We start from the raw sequence: 14,860 nt of genomic DNA on the forward strand, positions 1-14,860 counted from the left end.
TGGGCCGGCGCCCGAACGGGGCTGTCCGCCCGGGCATCCCGTGGCCACGGCAGAGGACAGCGTGCGCCGGGTATTCGTGCTCCGGAGATAAACCCCGTGTCGGTGCGGTGCGTGTCTTACTAGCGTGTGCTCATGCATGAGCACACGTGGGTGGGGGTGCGGGAGCGGGTTCTCCGGCTCGCCGAACACCCGGAATCGGACCAGGTCTTCGGCGCGCGGGGGCACGGCTTTCGGCTTGGGCCGGTCATGAGCGAAGAGCAGCTCCGGGCGGTGGAGGCTGACCTGGGTGTCGGGCTGCCCGCGGAGTATCGGGGTTTTCTGCTCCAGGTCGGAGCAGGTGGGGCCGGTCCCCACTACGGTCTGATGACGCCTTCCTTGGGCGATGGTGGATGGCAGTGGCGCGGTGTCGGGCTCGCGTTTCCCGCCCAGCCGACCACCGCCGAGTTCGCCGGGCGGCCTTTCGTGGCCGAGGCGCTGCAGGGAGAGCTCGACGCGCTCGACGACCAGGAGCCCGTGCAGGACGCCTTCACGACCGACGAGGAGTTCCGTCAGGCTCACGCGGCCTGGGAATCGCGGTACGAGGAGCTGTACGACGCGCAGGAAGCGGGCGCGGTGTTCCTCAGCGAGCAGGGATGCGGCTATACGTCACTGCTGGTCATGACAGGGCCGCACCGGGGTGCCGTCTGGGAGGATCTGAGGCCGATGGATCGGGGGATCGAGCCGACCGGGCAGGACTTCGCGCGCTGGTACCGAAGTTGGCTCGAACGCGCCGAGCAGCAGCTCGCCACCTGACAGGGTGACGACGATGCGGTACGCGGGTGGCCGTGAGCCGCTGCGAGAGCTGCGACGCGACGCAGTAGGGGCACGGCTCGATGCCTGGGGGAGAGAAATTGTCCCTTCAGGCTCGGTCGGTCGTGCGCCGTCCGTGGGTGGCTTTATGTGGACGGCTTTATGAAGGGCCGGGGCCACCGGACACAGGCGACGTTCGTTCGATCGGCGTACGGTCTGCAGGGGGCCCACCAGCACGTCTACGTGGTCACTGACGCCTCGGGCCGACCACGTGAGTACACGCAAGCGGGCGAGCGGCGGACCCCGTACCCTTCCGGGCTGTCTGGTATCTGCCGGGTGGGGATGGGGATGGGAAAGGCAGGGCGTTGAGCCTGTGGTCGCCCGTCTGGCTACCTCTCCGTCTTCTCGTCGGTCTGCCGGTCCTTCTCGGTAGCGCGGCTGTCACCCCGTACCTGATCCCGGGGCGGCTGGTCATGCTCCTCCTCCCCTGATTTCCTGATCGCTGCGACCGGCCCGCAGGGTCGCGCAGGAGGCGGTTACGTGGTCGGCGGCTGCGGTTCCGCCGGGCCGGTGGCGGGGGTCTTCGCGCTCCGCGGTTCGGGCAGCGTGACGCGGACGTGGAAGCCGCCGTCCTTCTGCGGCGCCGCCTCCAGTCGGCCTCCGAGGAGTTCGGCGCGTTCGCGCAGGCCGGACAGGCCGTGGCCGCCGCCGGGAATGCGTACGGCGGTGGCGGTGGCAGCAGCCGTCGGGCGGGTGCTGTGGATGTCGACGACCAGAACGGGGCCGTCCGGTGTCTCCCGGCTGAGGGAGACGGTCGCTTCGGCGCCCGGCGCGTGTTTGCGGATGTTGGTGAGCGCCTCCTGCACGCTTCTGTACGCGGTGTGTTCCACCGCTTCGGTCCACGGCAGGGCCGCCACCGGCTCGCCCAGGCAGCGGACCGGAAGCCCGCTCGACCGGATCAGGGACGGCAGGTCGCCGAGGCCGGGAGGGCGCTGGGCGAACCGCAGGGCGCCGAGCAGTTGCCGCAGTTCCCTGAGCGTGGCTGCGCCGAGGCCGCGTATCACCGCGGCGGCCGCCCGGCTCTCCGGGTCCTCGGTGGTCGCTTCGCAGGCTCCGGCCTGTACGGAGATCAGGCTGATCCGGTGGGAGACGACATCGTGCATCTCCCTGGCGAGCCGCGCCCGTTCCTCGGCGGCGGCCATCTCCGTGAGCAGCGCCCGTTCCCTGTCCCGGGCCCGTGCGAGTTCCTCGATCCGCCGGTAGAGCTGCGCGCGGGCCTGGACGAGCCGGCCGACCGCTGTCGGACCCGCGCTCATCATCGCCGCGGAGAGCACCCCGAACAGGGCTTCCTCGTACGACGACCGGCCGTCCTCACCCGGCCACCACGGGACCAGGAGCACCGCCACCGGCCACCTGCGGCGCAGGAGCAGAGCACCGACGGATGCCGTGTGCCAGGCGAGTTCGAGAGGGGAGGCGACACTGAGGATGGTGAGCAGCTCCGCCGCCGAGGGGACCAGCACCAGGGCACCTTCGACGCGGGGTGAGACCCTCACTGTCCGATGGTGTCGAGTGAGCTGAGCGAGCTCTGGTGGGCCACCACGGCCGCCTGCACGCGGTTGGTCAGGCCGAGTTTGGTGTAGATGGAGCTGACGTGGTCCTTCGCCGTCGCCGCGCTCATGGTGAGGCGTCGGCCGATCGTGGCGTTGGACAGACCCTCACCGAGGAGCGAGAGCACCTCCCGCTCGCGGTCGGTGAGCCGGTCGAGCCGGGGGTGGGGCTTCCGGCTGTTCAGATAGCCGTCGACCACGTTCGTGGCCACCGTGGGAGACAGCACGGTTCCCCCGGAGGCGAGGACGCGAACCGCGTTCGCCAGCTGCTGGGGTGCGGTGTCCTTGAGCAGAAAGCCCGCTGCTCCCGCCCGCAGCGCGGCCGCGATGTCCTGGTCGGCGGAGAACGTCGTCAGCATGGCCACCACCGGCGGCTGCGGGCGGGCCCGCAGCAGGCCGAGCACGCCCAGACCGTCGAGGCCCGGCATCCGGAGATCGAGCAGCACCACGTCCGGGCGGTGCCGCAGCACCATCCCGACCGCTTCCCGGGCGTCACAGGTCGCGGGTACGTCGATGTCCTGCTCGGCGTCGAGAATCCTTTGCAGCCCGGAACGCATCAGTATTTCGTCGTCGACGATCAGCACCCTGATCACGTGAGTCCTGCCCCCCTGTGGTGTGCGGTCACCTCAGCTCAACATAACAAGGCGTATAAACGTATTTCTCATATCGAGGCGTATGGCCGTACTTCTCCCTCCCGTCCTGCCCACCCCCCGCCGATCGGCGGGGGCGGAGTCCTCGGGCGGGGGATGCCGTGCGTGCGACGGCATACCTACCCTGCGGGTTGATCGGGCCGATGGCCGTTCGTCGACCCGGCCGACCATGTCGAAGAGGGGAAACGCATGTCTCACATCCGTGCGCTGCCGCGTTCACTCACGGCGTTCGCGATCGCCGCGCTGCCGGCCGTCGCTTCCGTGGCGCTGCTGACCGTCGGCGGCGCTTCCACGTCCTCGGTGCTGCCGGAGGCGTTCCCGGCCGGTCTGACCACGACGTCCGGCGTCAGCGCGTACGCCGCGAAGAAGATCGTCGACGCGGTCAGCAGCCCCTGGGCCATGGCGCTCAGCGTCGCCCTGCCGCCGCTCGGTCTCGGTGGTGCCGCCCTGACCATCCGCGCCACCCGGGCCACGTTCGTGGCCACCATCGGGAAGAAGGCCGCCACCGGCGCCATGGTCGGCTGGTAGTCGAAAGCCGGTAGTCAGTAAGGGCTGTCCGAGCGGGTGGGATCGGCGAAGGACAAGACAAGGGGCATGACCTTCATGACCACAGGAAATCTGTGGCGGCTCGACCGCAGGCGGCGCGTCCGTGTGTGGTGCGCGCGCCACCCCTGGCTGCCGTACGATCCCGCCCGGATACGGGCGGCGGTGGCCGCGGCGGCGGTCGCCGCGTTTCTTCTGACCGGTGTGGCCGCCGCCGGGGCGGGACAGCTCGCCGGAGCGGACCGTTCCCGCGCCGGGCTCGAAGCCGCCTGGAGTGGGCTGGTCCTGTTGTCCGCGCTGGCCGGGTTCTCGGTCACCGCGGTGCGCGACGCCCTGATGGTGCCCGACGCCGTGCTGCTGCGGGGCTGCCGGTGTCGGGCCTGCACATCGCCGCCGTACGGCTGCTCGCACCGGCTGGGGTCTTCGCCCTGGGCAGTGCCCTGATCGTCGGGGGCGGGGTCACCGCGGGGGCCGTCGTCGCCGGGGCGGTTCCGGCCACCACCGCGGCCGGTGTGCTCGTCCTGGGCACGGCGTGCGCGCTCGGAGCCGGGCTGCTGACCCGCGCCTGCGCCGTACTGCTGTTCCGGCTCGCGTTGTCGGCGCCTCCCGCCTGGACCGCTCCCCTGCTCACCCTCCTCGGCGGGCTGCGCCATCTGCTGCTCGCCCTGGCGGGCCTCGCGCTCGTCGGGGACGTACGGGAGGAGCGGGAACCGGTACGCGCGCTGCTGGCGCAGCTGTCGCGCGGAGCCGAACTCCCCGGTGGCACAACGGCCCTGGCCCTGCTGGCCGCTGGCGGTGCCGCCGTACTGCCCGCGCTGCTCTGCATGCGCCGGACCGATCCGTACGCCGTCCAGCAGGCCATGACCACGCCCGGCACCTGGCGCGTCACCGAACCCCTGCCGAGGAGACCGGACGCGGCGCTGCGGGCGAAGGACCTGCGCATGCTGGTGCGGCGCGGGCCTCAGGTGTGGGAGCTGCTCGCGGGGGTCACGGTCTTCGTCCCGGCGCTCGCCGCCTGTGTCGGGTCGCTGGCCGTTCTGGGGCCGTCGGCCCGCTCCGGGCCGCTCGCCCAGGCCCTCGTCACCATGCTGGTCGCCTCGGTGATCGCCACGGTTCTCGGGCTGCTGGGCGAGGTCTTCGCGCCCGTGATCAGCATGGACACCGAGGGCCCCGCCGGACAGCTGCTGCGGACCGTTCCCGGTGCACTCGACCGGCTCCGTTCAGTCCGTGCGGGGATGTTCACGCTGGCCGGTACGGCCGTCGGCATCGCCGTACTCCTGGCGGCGCAGTACACCCTCGACCTGCCGCCGTCGGCGGTCCTCGCGCTCGCGCCCGTCGCCCTCGGCAGTGCCGCGATCGACGTCACCGTCCTGGTGGTCGTCTCCGGGAACCACCCGGCGCCCCTGCGTCCGGAGGTCCTGCTGCCCCATCCGGAACCCCAGGTACGCGCCGCCTCCATGACCGCCACCGCGCTGTGGGTGAGCCTCGCGGGCCCCCTGGCGGCGGGCCTCGGGTACATCGCGCCGGACGTTCCCGCACTCTCCGTGGCCGCCTGTCTGCTGGTTCTGGCGCTCGCTCACCGGACCGGCGCGGCCCTGCCGCGCCGGTGGTCCGGCCGGGCGGCTTCCGACACCCCCGTCACCGCCGCGCAGGCGGCCGAACTCCCCGAGGATGCCCGTGCTCAGCTTTGAATCGGTCGGTGTGCGTTACCCGCAGGCGCCGACCACGGCCCTCGACGGTGTCTCCTTCACCCTGTCCGCGGGGGAATGCGTGGTGCTCGGCGGCGGCAACGGCGCCGGGAAGTCGACCGTCCTGCGGGCGGCTGCCGGACTCGTCCAACTCACCGAGGGCCGGGTGCTGATCGGCGGGTCGCCCGCCGGATCGAGGCACGCCCGCTCGTCGGTCGGCTTCGTCGCCGACAAGCCCCCGCTGTACGACGTGCTCAGCCCGGTGGAGCACATCGAACTCCTCTCCGCGCTCTGGCAGTTGCCACCGTCCGGTGAGAACACGCTGCGGACGTACGGTCTGGAAGGCGTCGCCCGCCGCCCCGTCCGCACGCTGTCGCTCGGGCAGCGGCAGCGCCTCGCCCTGGCCGTCGCCACGCTCCACCGCCCTGAACTCCTGCTGCTCGACGAGCCGTTCAACGGGCTCGACGCCGCCACGACCGGGCTGGTCCGCGCGATACTGCGCAGCCATCTGGCCGCCGGGGGCGCGGTCCTGGTGGCCACGCACACCTTCGAGCCCATGGACGGCACAGCCACCGGGGCCCTGCGGGTGGACGCGGGGCGGCTGGTCGACGCGTACGCGGGGCCGGACCCGCTGGGGGAGCTTCGGCGGGGCCTGGCAGCGCAGTCGGCGGCCGACGAGGCGGAGCAGCGGTGAGGGCTCGTACGACACCGACGGCGGGCGCACAGCTCCCGGCGCTCCCGGCGCTCCCTGCGGTCCGTACGGAACTGGTGGCGGGCGCGAAGGCCGTCCTGCTCCCCTGCTCGCGGGCGCCCTCGCCGGACAACTGCTCGGCACCGCACGGCATGTGGGGGTGCGGGGGCGCGGAGCGGCCGGCACTGGACGCACAACGCCGGGCTCGCCGTGGCCACCGCCGCCCTGGGGCTGCTTTCCCTCGGACTGCCCAGCCGTGCTGATGGCCGGTGTCGGCCGGTTGGCGTTCGGGGTCCCCAGCAACGCATGTGCCCTGAGCGAGCTCCTTCCCGAGGGCAGTTCGCCTTCACTTGGGGGGAGACTGCCCACCCCTTCTCCGACACCCCGCGCTGAAGCCCTCCGCGCGGCGAGAACCCTTCACCACCGCCCGGTCCGGTGCGGTGCCGGGCAGGTCGCGGGCGGCAGGTCCGGGCTGCATGAGCTGGATGCGCGAGCCCCGTGACGTGGGCTGCGGGCGGTGGCTGTTGCCGTGTGTCTTCGCTGTACCGTCTCCGAAACAGCCGTGGGGGGAGAGAGAAAGTGACCGGTGATTTCCAGTTCAGTTGGGAACTGAGCGGCTCCGGGTGGGCAACGTGCCGTATTGCCGACCGTTCCTCGGAGCACAAGAGCATCGTCAGCTACTGCACCGACGCTCTTGCCGATCTGGTCGACGGCGTGACCGGTCTCTATGGGCCCACCAGCACCCAACGGTTCTCCTTCGACCTCGAACCGGCCGAAGACAGGTGGGTGCTTCGCGGGCGTGGTTCGGACGTCGACATCGCGATCCGTCGCTTCCCTGACATGTCGACGTGTTTCGACGCGCCGGACGAAGAAGGCGCGCTCTCCTGGAGTTCGACGCAGCCCCGCGGTGCTCTTGGGCACGCGGTCGTGGAGGCCGCGCAGGGGGTGCTGCGGCAGCACGGTGAGGAGGGGTACCTGGCGAAGTGGGTGCGGTATCCGTTTCCCGTCGCTGCTCTGCAGGAGCTTCGGCGTCTCCACCTGCGAGATGACGATTGCCCGCTTGAGCACGATCTGTCTCTCCCCTGAGTGCCGGGGCGTCACGAGGGCCCGGCCCGGGGCGGGTCCGGTGTGTCAGGTGGTGAGGCCCGTGCGCCAGGACCAGGCGGCGATCTCCACGCGGTTTCTTGCTCCGAGCTTGGACTGCACGTTGGTGAGGTGGGTCTTGACCGTGCCGACGGTGATGGAGAGGGCCGTGGCGATCTCGGCGTTGGTCAGACCCTCGGCCAGCAGCACGACGACCTCCCGCTCGCGCGGGGAGAGCCGCTGGGTGGCGGGCTGCGGAGCGGCGGCGGAGGCAGAGGTACGGAAACGTCTCAGCAGCCGTACCGTGATCGACGGGCTGACCAGGGAGTCGCCCGCCGCGGCTGCGCGGACCGCCTCGGCCAGCAGGCGGGGGCCGGAGTCCTTGAGGATGAATCCGACGGCGCCCGCCTCCACCGCGCGGGCCAGGTACTCCTCGTCGTCGAAGGTGGTCACCATCACCACCTGGGGGCGGTACGGGGCCTGGGGGCGGGTGAGGTGGCGGAGGGCGTCCAGGCCGTCCAGGCGCGGCATGCGGATGTCCATGAGGACGACGTCCGGGCGGTGCAGGGTGACCATCTCCAGTGCCTGGAGGCCGTCCTGGGCATGGGCGACCACGTCGATGTCGTCCTCGGCGGAGAGGATCATGGCCATGCCCGTACGGACGATCTCCTGGTCGTCGGCGAGCAGCACCCGGATCACGGGCCGTCCCTCCATGTGCTCTCCAAGGGGATCTCGGCGTTCACCCGCCAGCGTCCGCCGCCGTCGGGGCCCGCCCGGAAGGTGCCTCCTTCGGCGGTGACGCGTTCCTCCAGGCCGAGGAGACCGTACCCCGGCGGCGCCGGTGTGCCGGCCGGGTCCGAGCCGTCGTTGACGATCTCGAGTTCGGCGGAGCGGGGCAGGGCCCGGAGCGTGACGGTCACCTGCCGGGAGTGCGGGGCGTGCTTGCGTACGTTCGTCAGCGCCTCCATGGCGACCCGGTGCAGGGCCGCCACGGCCGCGGCCGGAAGGCGGTCGACGGGCCCCTCCTCCGTGAGGCGGACCGGGCGGCCCCCGCCGGGCGGTGTGAAGGCCGTTACCAGCGTACGGAGTTGATCCACCCCGCCCGCCGGTACGGGCGCGTCCTCCGTGCGGAGCCCGCTCACCATGTGCCGCAGGGCCCGGAGCGCCTCGGCGGCCGCCCGCTCGATCTGGCCCAGCGCCGACACGGCCAGCTCCGGCCTGGCCCCCGCGACCACCTGGGCGCCCTGGGCCTGCACCACGATGCCCGTCACATGGTGGGCCACGAAGTCGTGCAGGTCCCGGGCGAAGGTGAGCCGTTGTTCCAGGCGTACCTGCTCCGCGTGGCGCCTGCGGTCGAGGGCCGCCAGCCGGGCCACCAGCGCGCCGATCAGCCCGGCGCAGACGGCCACCGTGCAGAACAGGGACAGGATCAGACCGTTCTCCGTCACCCGCACGGCCACCGGCCGCAGGACCACGGCCAGGCAGAGCAGCACGGCCGCCCCGGCGGCGGGCCGGGCGGCCCCGTACCGGACCGTGAGGACCAGCACCACGATGAGCGCGGCGATCTCGAACAGGGTGTACGCGTCGGAGTGCGCCACCCAGTTCCCCGGCCGCCCCGCCGCGACCCGCATCCATCCGCTGCACCCGAGGGACACCGCCCCCGCCAGCGCCCCGGCCGCCGCCAGGAGCCGGGGGTCGCTGCGCCACCGTCGTACGGCCCACACCGGCACCACCAGGAAGGGGGCGACGGCCGAGAGGAGAACCTGAGGCGCGAGAGCGGACCGGTGGACACCGGTCCGGTAGTCGGCGGCCAGCGCCAGCACCAGGGCGGAGCCGACGAGGGCGACACCGAGGCGGAACAGGACGCGGCGCGTCCGGGAGGAGCCCCGGCCGAAATGCGGGGGGTGGGGGGGAGCGTGGGGGGTGGGGGGGAGCGTGGGGAGTGCTGGGAGTACGGGGAGTACATAGCCGCAGCGTACGTATCCGCCTCCGGGGCCCCCTCTGCCGAAAGTCGTAGCGCCCCGGGGCAGGCTCCGTCCTTCGGCAGATCCCCGGCGGCGCCCGCGCGGGCAGCATCGCTCGAAACGATCGGTCGGCAAGCAGACGACCGGTCGGCGAACCGCAGGGGCACCCATGGACTTCCAGACCCAGATTCCCACCGTCGCCGTACTCGGACCGGCGCTCGCCGTCTTCGCTCTCGTGGCCCTGATACGCCACCGGCGTGACGTCCCCGGCTGGCGGGGCGGCCCGCTGGTGCTGCGGATCGCCGCCGCGCTCTACGCGGCGGCGGTCGCCTCGCTCACCTTCTTCCCCCTGTGGATCTACGGCGGGAGCTACCGGAACCAGGCGGAGTGGATCGGGCAGATTCAGCCGGTCCCGTTGCTCATGGCCGACATCACCATGATCCCCAACGTCATCATGTTCATGCCGCTCGGCTTTCTGCTGCCGCTGTTCCTCCCCCGCCTCGGCCGTGGCCGCACCGTCCTGGTCTGCGCTCTCGTCAGCCTGGGCATCGAGCTCCTCCAGCTGGTGCAGTACATCGTTCTCGCCAACGGCCGCGCCGTCGACGTCAACGACCTGATCGCCAACACCCTCGGCGGCCTCCTCGGGTACGCGGTCCTGCGCGCCGTACAGCGCGCGGCCGCCACGCGCACCGTGCTGGAGAGGGTCACCTCGGGCTGATCACTTGCCGCTGTCCTCGGCGAGGGTGTGGGCGACCAGAGCGTTGGCGTGGCCGTGGCCGAGTCCGTGCTCGGACTTCAGCCAGCCCACCAGCTCCATGTGTTTGGTGAGCGGGGAGGAACGGATGAGCTCCTTCCACTCGGCGATCGGCCGCCCGTACTTCTTCTCGATGGACGGGAAGTAGCTGGCAGGGCCCTTCACGGCGTTGTCGCTCATGGGTGTCCTCGTTCCGTATGCGTTGCTGTCGGTCCTTCTTTATGACCGGCGGTCGGGGGCGGGGTCATCGGTCGTCGCCATGTGTGCTGGGTCACATCCTGCCCCGGGGCTTCCGGGGCCGCGCTGCGGAAGGGACACGGAGAGGGATAAGGACGGCTTAAGAGGGGCGTGGCGTCATCGGTTCGGTAGAACCGTCGACGAGGAGACGCCCTGTGACGACGCCCCGCGCCGAGACCCCGCCCGACGACGGGCCGGTGGACCACCGAACGCCGGGGGCCGGGCCCGGGCCCTCGGTTCCGGACACGGGGCGGCAGCGGTGGCTGGTGCTGCTGCTGATGGGCTTCGCCCTCTGCGTCGTCGTCCTCAACAACTCCTCCCTCAACGTGGCGATCCCCGAACTGATGCGGGATCTGCGCGTGGATCTGCCGACCGTCCAGTGGATCGTCGACAGCTACTCGATCGTCTTCGCCGGGCTGCTGATCGTCGCCGGAGCCTGGTCCGACCGCTGGGGCCGCAAGCGGATGACGCTGGGCGGGCTGGCGGTCTTCGCCGTGGCGTCGGCGCTGGCGGTGCTGGCCACCGAGGCGTGGCACGTGGTGCTGGTGCGCGCGGTGCTGGGCGCGGCGGCGGCGTTCGTCATGCCGGGGACGCTGGCGATCCTGCTGCACGCCTTCCCCCGCCGGGAACGGGCCCGGGCGATCGCCCTGTGGACGGGCATCGCGGTGCTCGGCGTGGCGCTGGGCCCGGTGCTGGGCGGGCTGGTGGTGACGGCGTCGGGCTGGTCCGGCGTCTTCTGGCTCAACGTGCCACCGGCCGTGGCGGTGGTCCTCGCCGGAGTCCTCGTCGTACGGGAATCCGCCGATCCGCAGCGGCGGCCGACGGACACGCTGGGGGCGATGCTCTCGGTGGTGGCGGTCGGTGCCCTGGTCTTCACGGTCATCGAGGCCGGTCAGCACGGTGTGCTGCACGTCCGTACGGGGCTGGGGGCGGCGGTGGCGCTGACGGCGGGCGTGGCGTTCGTACGCCGACTGAGCCGGACGCCCTTTCCGCTGCTGGAGCTGGCACTGCTGCGGCAGAAGCGGTTCAGGGGTGCGGCGCTCGGCAACATGCTGCTGTTCTTCGGTCTGGCGGGCACGCTGTTCGTCCTCACCCAGCGCCTCCAGGTGCAGTTGGGCATGAGCCCGCTGAAGGCCGGGCTCGCGGTCGGGCCGATCGCGCTCACGGCGTTCGCCGCGTCGGCGTGTTCGCCGCTGGTGGCGCGGCGGCTGGGGCCCCGGTGGACGGTGACGGGCGGGCTGCTGCTCGTCGCGGCGGGGATCTCGGTGGTCGGCTGGTGGGGCGGGAGTTACGAGGTCATCGCACCGGCGCTGGTCGCGGTGGGGGTGGGCTTCGGGGTGGCCACCCCGGTCGCCACGGATCTGCTGGTCTCCACGCTCAGCGAGGACCGGGCGAGCTCCGGTTCGGCGCTGAACGACACGATGCAGGAGACCGGGTTCGCGCTGGGCGTCGCGGCCGTCGGCGCGGTCCTCAACCGGGTGTTCGTGTCGGCGCTCGACGGGCCCGGAACGCTCCAGCAGGCGCGGGCGGTGGCGGAGGAGCTGCCGGTACGGGCGGGCGCGGCGCTGCTCGATCGCGCGGACACGGCCTTCGACGACGCGGCCCGGGCCGCGTTGACGGTCGCGGCGCTGGTGACGGTGGCGGGCGCGCTGGTCGCCTTCCGGCTGCTGGCACGCGGCGGGGAAGGCGCGTTGCCGCGGGGCGCTCGCCACGAGGCTGGGGGCGGCTCCGGTGCTCCGGAGGATGGCCGTACCTCGTACGAAGGGGGCTCCGGTGCGCCGGACGTGGCGGGCGCTCCGGCACCCGGCCCGGGAGCCGGTCCAGCGGGCCCCCGGGCCTCGCTGACCGCCGACGAGCACCGGCCGTAGAAGCCTCGCTGGAGCCGGGGCGCGCCGTCACGGGCGGTCGCCCGGCTCCACGGCGGACGCCGACCGCCGACCGCCGTCAACACGCTGGTCAACCCGCCTCACCCCCACCCGCTACGCGCGTCGCACCAGAAGCCCGCGGGCCCGGGCGCCGACAGCCGACAGGCCGTAACACCAAGGCCCGCAGAGCCGGGCCGCGAGACCGGGCCGTACCGCCCGCCGAACGGAAGGAGCCGCAAAGGACGGCCTAAGCCCGGCCTCAGCCGACTCACCCAACCTGATGGCGCGGACGAACACTTCGGCGCCGTGCGTACACGCGAAGGAGCACGACATGCAGTGGGACGACATCTACATCGCCGGTCTCGGTGTCTATCTGCCACCGCCGGTCGCCGCCGCTGACGCGGTCGCGGCGGGGGAGTACGACGCCGAGGAGTGCGAGGCGAACGGCATCACGTCGGTTCTGGTCGAGCCGGAGAAGGCCGGGCCCGAGATGGCGGTGCTGGCCGCCCGGGACGCGATCACGCACTCCTCCGTCAACACCGCCGACATCCGGATGGTGTTCCACTCCAGCCTCTGGTACCAGGGCGTGGACATGTGGCCCGCGGCCTCCTATGTGGCGCGCTTCTCGGTGGGCGAGAGCGTTATGGCCTTCGACCTCCAGCAGCAGTGCAACGCGGCCGTGGGCGGTATGGACCTGGCGGCCTCGCGGCTGGTGTTCGAGAAGGGCGGTGCGGCGCTGCTGACCACGGGCGACCGCTTCTGCCTGCCGGGCGTGGACCGCTGGCGCACCGAGAAGGGCCTGCCGTACGGCGACGGCGGCACGGCGATGGTGCTGTCGACCGAGGGCGGCTTCGCCCGGCTGCTGTCGACCGCGACCGTCTCGGACAACGGGCTGGAGCAGGTGCTGCGCGGTGAGCGCTTCCACGACAGCTACCAGCCGGGGCCGCTGGACATCAGCAGCCGTATCGAGCACCACTTCGCCCACCACGGCGGGATGCGCGCCTCGACGGTGCGGCTCGCGGAGGCCGTGCGCACCTCGGTGATGAGCGCCCTGGCGGAGGCCAAGACGGAGCTGGCCGACCTGGGCGGTGTGGTCATCCCGGCCGCCGGCCGCGCCAAGCTGGACTGGCAGCTCAGCCAGCTGGTCGGTGTGGAGGAGGAGCAGACGACCTGGCCGTTCGCCAGGACGCACGGGCACCTGGGCGCCGGGGACCAGTTCGCCGGGCTGCGGCACCTGATCGCGCAGAAGGTCGTCGGCGCCGGTGACCGGGTGCTGATCGTCGGCGGCGGCGCGGGGCTGACCTGCACCAGCGCCGTCGTGGAGGTGCTGGGCCCGCTGCCCGAGCCGACCGAGCGGACGTGGCCGCAGTGACGCGGGAGCCGGACGGGCAGGCCGGGGCGGACAGGCAGGCCGCGCCGGACCAGCACGACGGGCCGAACGAGCACGCCAGGCCGCCCGTGCCGTCCGTGCCGTCCAGCCCTGGTCAGGTGTCCGCGATGCTGGCCGACGCAGTCCTCCGTACGCCCTCGGCGCCCGCCGTCCGGGACGCCGAACGCGCCTGGACCTACCGCGAGTTGGACGTCGCCGCCAACGCCGTACGGGACACGCTGACGCGGTCCGGGGTGCGGCCGGGTGACCGGGTCGCGCTGCGGTCGCGGAACCGCTGTGAGGTGGCGGCCGCGTTGTTCGGCACCTTGCGGGCGGGCGCCGCGCTGGTGCCGCTGAGCCCGCAGCTGCCGCCGTCCGGGCTGGCCCAGGTGCTGGCGGACGCCGAACCGGCCGCGCTGCTCGCCCCGGCCAAGGAGCTGCCGGAGCTGCCCGGGGTGCCGTGCCCGGTGCTGACCCTGGAGGACGCGGTGGTGCCCGAGGCGTCGTCCACGCCCGGTCAGGACGCGCCCGGCCAGGACGCACCCGCCGATCCGTCGGCCACCGCGCTGCTCGTCTACACCTCCGGCTCCACCTCCGCGCCGAAGGGCGTCATCTGCCCGCACTCCGCAGTCGACTTCGCCGCCCGGGCCATCAACCAGCGCCTGAGATACCGCAGTTCGGACGTCGTCCTGGTCGGTTCACCGTTCTCCTTCGACTACGGGCTCTACCAGCTGCTGCTGTCGGTGCTGGCGGGCGCCGAACTGGTCCTGGCGGACGCGGAGGACCCGGTCGGCATGGTGAAGCTGGTACGGCGCACCCGGGCCACCGTCCTGCCGATCGTGCCGTCCACCGCGCGCATGCTGTCCCGGCTCGCACGGCGCGGCGAACGCATCGACCACGTACGGATGTTCACCAACACCGGGGCCGCGCTGACGGCCTCGGACATCCAGGGGCTGCGGGACGCCTTCCCGGGGTGCTCGGTGGTGCTGATGTACGGGATCACCGAGTGCAAGCGGGTGACGATCGCCGGGCCGGACGTGGACCTCACCCGGCCCGGCTCGTCCGGCACCGCGCTGGACGGCACGGTCGTACGGATCATCGACGAGGCGGGCGAGGAGGCCGCGCCGGGGGTCATCGGCGAGATCACCGTGACCGGCCCGCACGTCATGGCGGGCTACCGGGGCGCGCCGGAGCTGACCGCCCAGCGCTACGACACCGACCCCTTCGGCGGCGGGCGGCGGCTGCGTACCGGCGACTACGGCAGTCTCGACGCGGACGGGCACCTCTACTTCCACGGCAGGCGGGACGACCAGTTCAAACGGCGCGGTGTGCGGGCGTCGTTGATCGAGGTCGAGGCGGCGGCGGCCCGGGTGCCGGGCGTCGGCACGGTCGCGGTGCTGCCGCCGGAGGGCGCCAGCGACCTGACGCTGTTCGTCACCGGCGACCGCGAGCCGCAGGAGGTGCTGGACGAGCTGGCCGGGCTGCTGGAACCGGCGAAGGTGCCGGCCGACTGCCACCGCCTGCCCGAGCTGCCGCTGACCGGCAACGGCAAGACCGACAAGAAGCGGCTGCGGGAGATGCTGCGGCCGACGACCGGGAGTACGACGTGACCATCCCAGA

General features: G+C 72.5%; 15 protein-coding genes. 10 read left to right on the forward strand and 5 right to left on the reverse strand.

All coding sequences use genetic code 11. The annotated features are described in order from the left end of the window. Positions 1–126 precede the first annotated feature (126 nt). A complete protein-coding gene (locus B7C62_15760) occupies positions 127–792 on the forward strand; it encodes a hypothetical protein (GenBank protein ID ARF73551.1) in 666 nt (221 codons plus the stop codon). Positions 793–1,325: 533 nt separating this feature from the next. On the opposite strand, the gene B7C62_15765 is transcribed toward B7C62_15760, so the two are convergent. Then, positions 1,326–2,309 carry a hypothetical protein gene (locus tag B7C62_15765; GenBank protein ID ARF73552.1) on the reverse strand — a complete coding sequence of 328 codons (984 nt, stop codon included), beginning with the start codon at positions 2,307–2,309 and terminating at the stop codon, positions 1,326–1,328. A 29-nt stretch (positions 2,310–2,338) separates the two neighbouring features. After that, the gene (locus tag B7C62_15770; protein ID ARF73553.1) at positions 2,339–2,989 is read right to left on the reverse strand and encodes a DNA-binding response regulator; all 651 of its coding nucleotides are present in this window, start codon (positions 2,987–2,989) and stop codon (positions 2,339–2,341) included. A gap of 246 nt (positions 2,990–3,235) precedes the next feature. Here B7C62_15770 and B7C62_15775 point away from each other — a divergent pair, with 246 nt between their 5' ends. The 5 genes from B7C62_15775 to B7C62_15795 all read left to right on the forward strand — a co-directional run bounded on the left by B7C62_15775 (position 3,236) and on the right by B7C62_15795 (position 7,054). Further along, positions 3,236–3,574, forward strand: coding sequence for a hypothetical protein (locus B7C62_15775; GenBank protein ARF73554.1), 339 nt, complete (start codon positions 3,236–3,238; stop codon positions 3,572–3,574). A gap of 66 nt (positions 3,575–3,640) precedes the next feature. After that, positions 3,641–4,033 (forward strand): hypothetical protein, encoded by a 393-nt coding sequence (locus tag B7C62_15780; protein ARF73555.1) that lies wholly within the window; start codon positions 3,641–3,643, stop codon positions 4,031–4,033. After that, positions 3,961–5,280, forward strand: a complete 1,320-nt coding sequence (locus tag B7C62_15785; GenBank protein ID ARF73556.1) for a hypothetical protein — start codon at positions 3,961–3,963, stop codon at positions 5,278–5,280. The genes B7C62_15780 and B7C62_15785 overlap by 73 nt, the downstream gene beginning before the upstream one ends. Then, entirely contained in the window at positions 5,261–5,971 is a 711-nt protein-coding gene (locus B7C62_15790; GenBank protein ID ARF73557.1) for a hypothetical protein, read from the forward strand. The genes B7C62_15785 and B7C62_15790 overlap by 20 nt, the downstream gene beginning before the upstream one ends. Before the next feature lie 576 nt (positions 5,972–6,547). After that, positions 6,548–7,054 (forward strand): hypothetical protein, encoded by a 507-nt coding sequence (locus tag B7C62_15795; GenBank protein ID ARF73558.1) that lies wholly within the window; start codon positions 6,548–6,550, stop codon positions 7,052–7,054. 45 nt (positions 7,055–7,099) lie between these two features. Here the strand turns inward: B7C62_15795 and B7C62_15800 are convergent, their stop codons facing one another. Together B7C62_15800 and B7C62_15805 are read right to left on the reverse strand one after the other, a co-directional pair. Then, positions 7,100–7,750, reverse strand: coding sequence for a DNA-binding response regulator (locus B7C62_15800; protein ARF77191.1), 651 nt, complete (start codon positions 7,748–7,750; stop codon positions 7,100–7,102). Then, positions 7,747–8,913 (reverse strand): hypothetical protein, encoded by a 1,167-nt coding sequence (locus tag B7C62_15805; GenBank protein ARF77192.1) that lies wholly within the window; start codon positions 8,911–8,913, stop codon positions 7,747–7,749. Before B7C62_15805 ends, B7C62_15800 begins: the two co-directional genes overlap by 4 nt. A gap of 271 nt (positions 8,914–9,184) precedes the next feature. On the opposite strand from B7C62_15805, the gene B7C62_15810 reads away from it, so the two are divergent. Continuing rightward, positions 9,185–9,733, forward strand: coding sequence for a VanZ family protein (locus B7C62_15810; GenBank protein ID ARF73559.1), 549 nt, complete (start codon positions 9,185–9,187; stop codon positions 9,731–9,733). Here B7C62_15810 and B7C62_15815 read toward each other — a convergent pair whose 3' ends face one another. Further along, positions 9,734–9,949: a hypothetical protein gene (locus B7C62_15815; GenBank protein ARF73560.1), complete on the reverse strand. Its 216-nt coding sequence runs from the start codon at positions 9,947–9,949 to the stop codon at positions 9,734–9,736. A gap of 212 nt (positions 9,950–10,161) precedes the next feature. Between B7C62_15815 and B7C62_15820 the strand changes: the two genes are divergently transcribed. The 3 genes from B7C62_15820 (at position 10,162) to B7C62_15830 (ending at position 14,850) form a co-directional block, all read left to right on the forward strand. Then, entirely contained in the window at positions 10,162–11,874 is a 1,713-nt protein-coding gene (locus tag B7C62_15820) for a hypothetical protein (protein ARF73561.1), read from the forward strand. A 277-nt stretch (positions 11,875–12,151) separates the two neighbouring features. After that, on the forward strand, positions 12,152–13,243 hold the full coding sequence (locus tag B7C62_15825; GenBank protein ARF73562.1) for a hypothetical protein: 1,092 nt from the start codon (positions 12,152–12,154) through the stop codon (positions 13,241–13,243). Between the two features lie 125 nt (positions 13,244–13,368). Continuing rightward, a complete protein-coding gene (locus tag B7C62_15830; GenBank protein ID ARF77193.1) occupies positions 13,369–14,850 on the forward strand; it encodes a hypothetical protein in 1,482 nt (493 codons plus the stop codon). The last annotated feature ends 10 nt before the right edge of the window (positions 14,851–14,860 follow it).

This window comes from Kitasatospora albolonga (genome assembly GCA_002082585.1).
GTDB classification, from domain to species: Bacteria; Actinomycetota; Actinomycetes; order Streptomycetales; family Streptomycetaceae; genus Streptomyces; species Streptomyces stephensoniae.

What these genes read in the sequence shown, in the direction of transcription:
- B7C62_15775 (ARF73554.1), top strand. Translation starts at nt 3,236, where the DNA reads ATGTCTCACATCCGTGCGCTGCCGCGTTCACTCACGGCGTTCGCGATC.
- B7C62_15780 (ARF73555.1), top strand. Translation starts at nt 3,641, where the DNA reads ATGACCTTCATGACCACAGGAAATCTGTGGCGGCTCGACCGCAGGCGG.
- B7C62_15790 (ARF73557.1), top strand. Translation starts at nt 5,261, where the DNA reads ATGCCCGTGCTCAGCTTTGAATCGGTCGGTGTGCGTTACCCGCAGGCG.
- B7C62_15810 (ARF73559.1), top strand. Translation starts at nt 9,185, where the DNA reads ATGGACTTCCAGACCCAGATTCCCACCGTCGCCGTACTCGGACCGGCG.
- B7C62_15815 (ARF73560.1), bottom strand. Translation starts at nt 9,949, where the DNA reads ATGAGCGACAACGCCGTGAAGGGCCCTGCCAGCTACTTCCCGTCCATC.
- B7C62_15825 (ARF73562.1), top strand. Translation starts at nt 12,152, where the DNA reads ATGGCGCGGACGAACACTTCGGCGCCGTGCGTACACGCGAAGGAGCAC.
- B7C62_15830 (ARF77193.1), top strand. Translation starts at nt 13,369, where the DNA reads ATGCTGGCCGACGCAGTCCTCCGTACGCCCTCGGCGCCCGCCGTCCGG.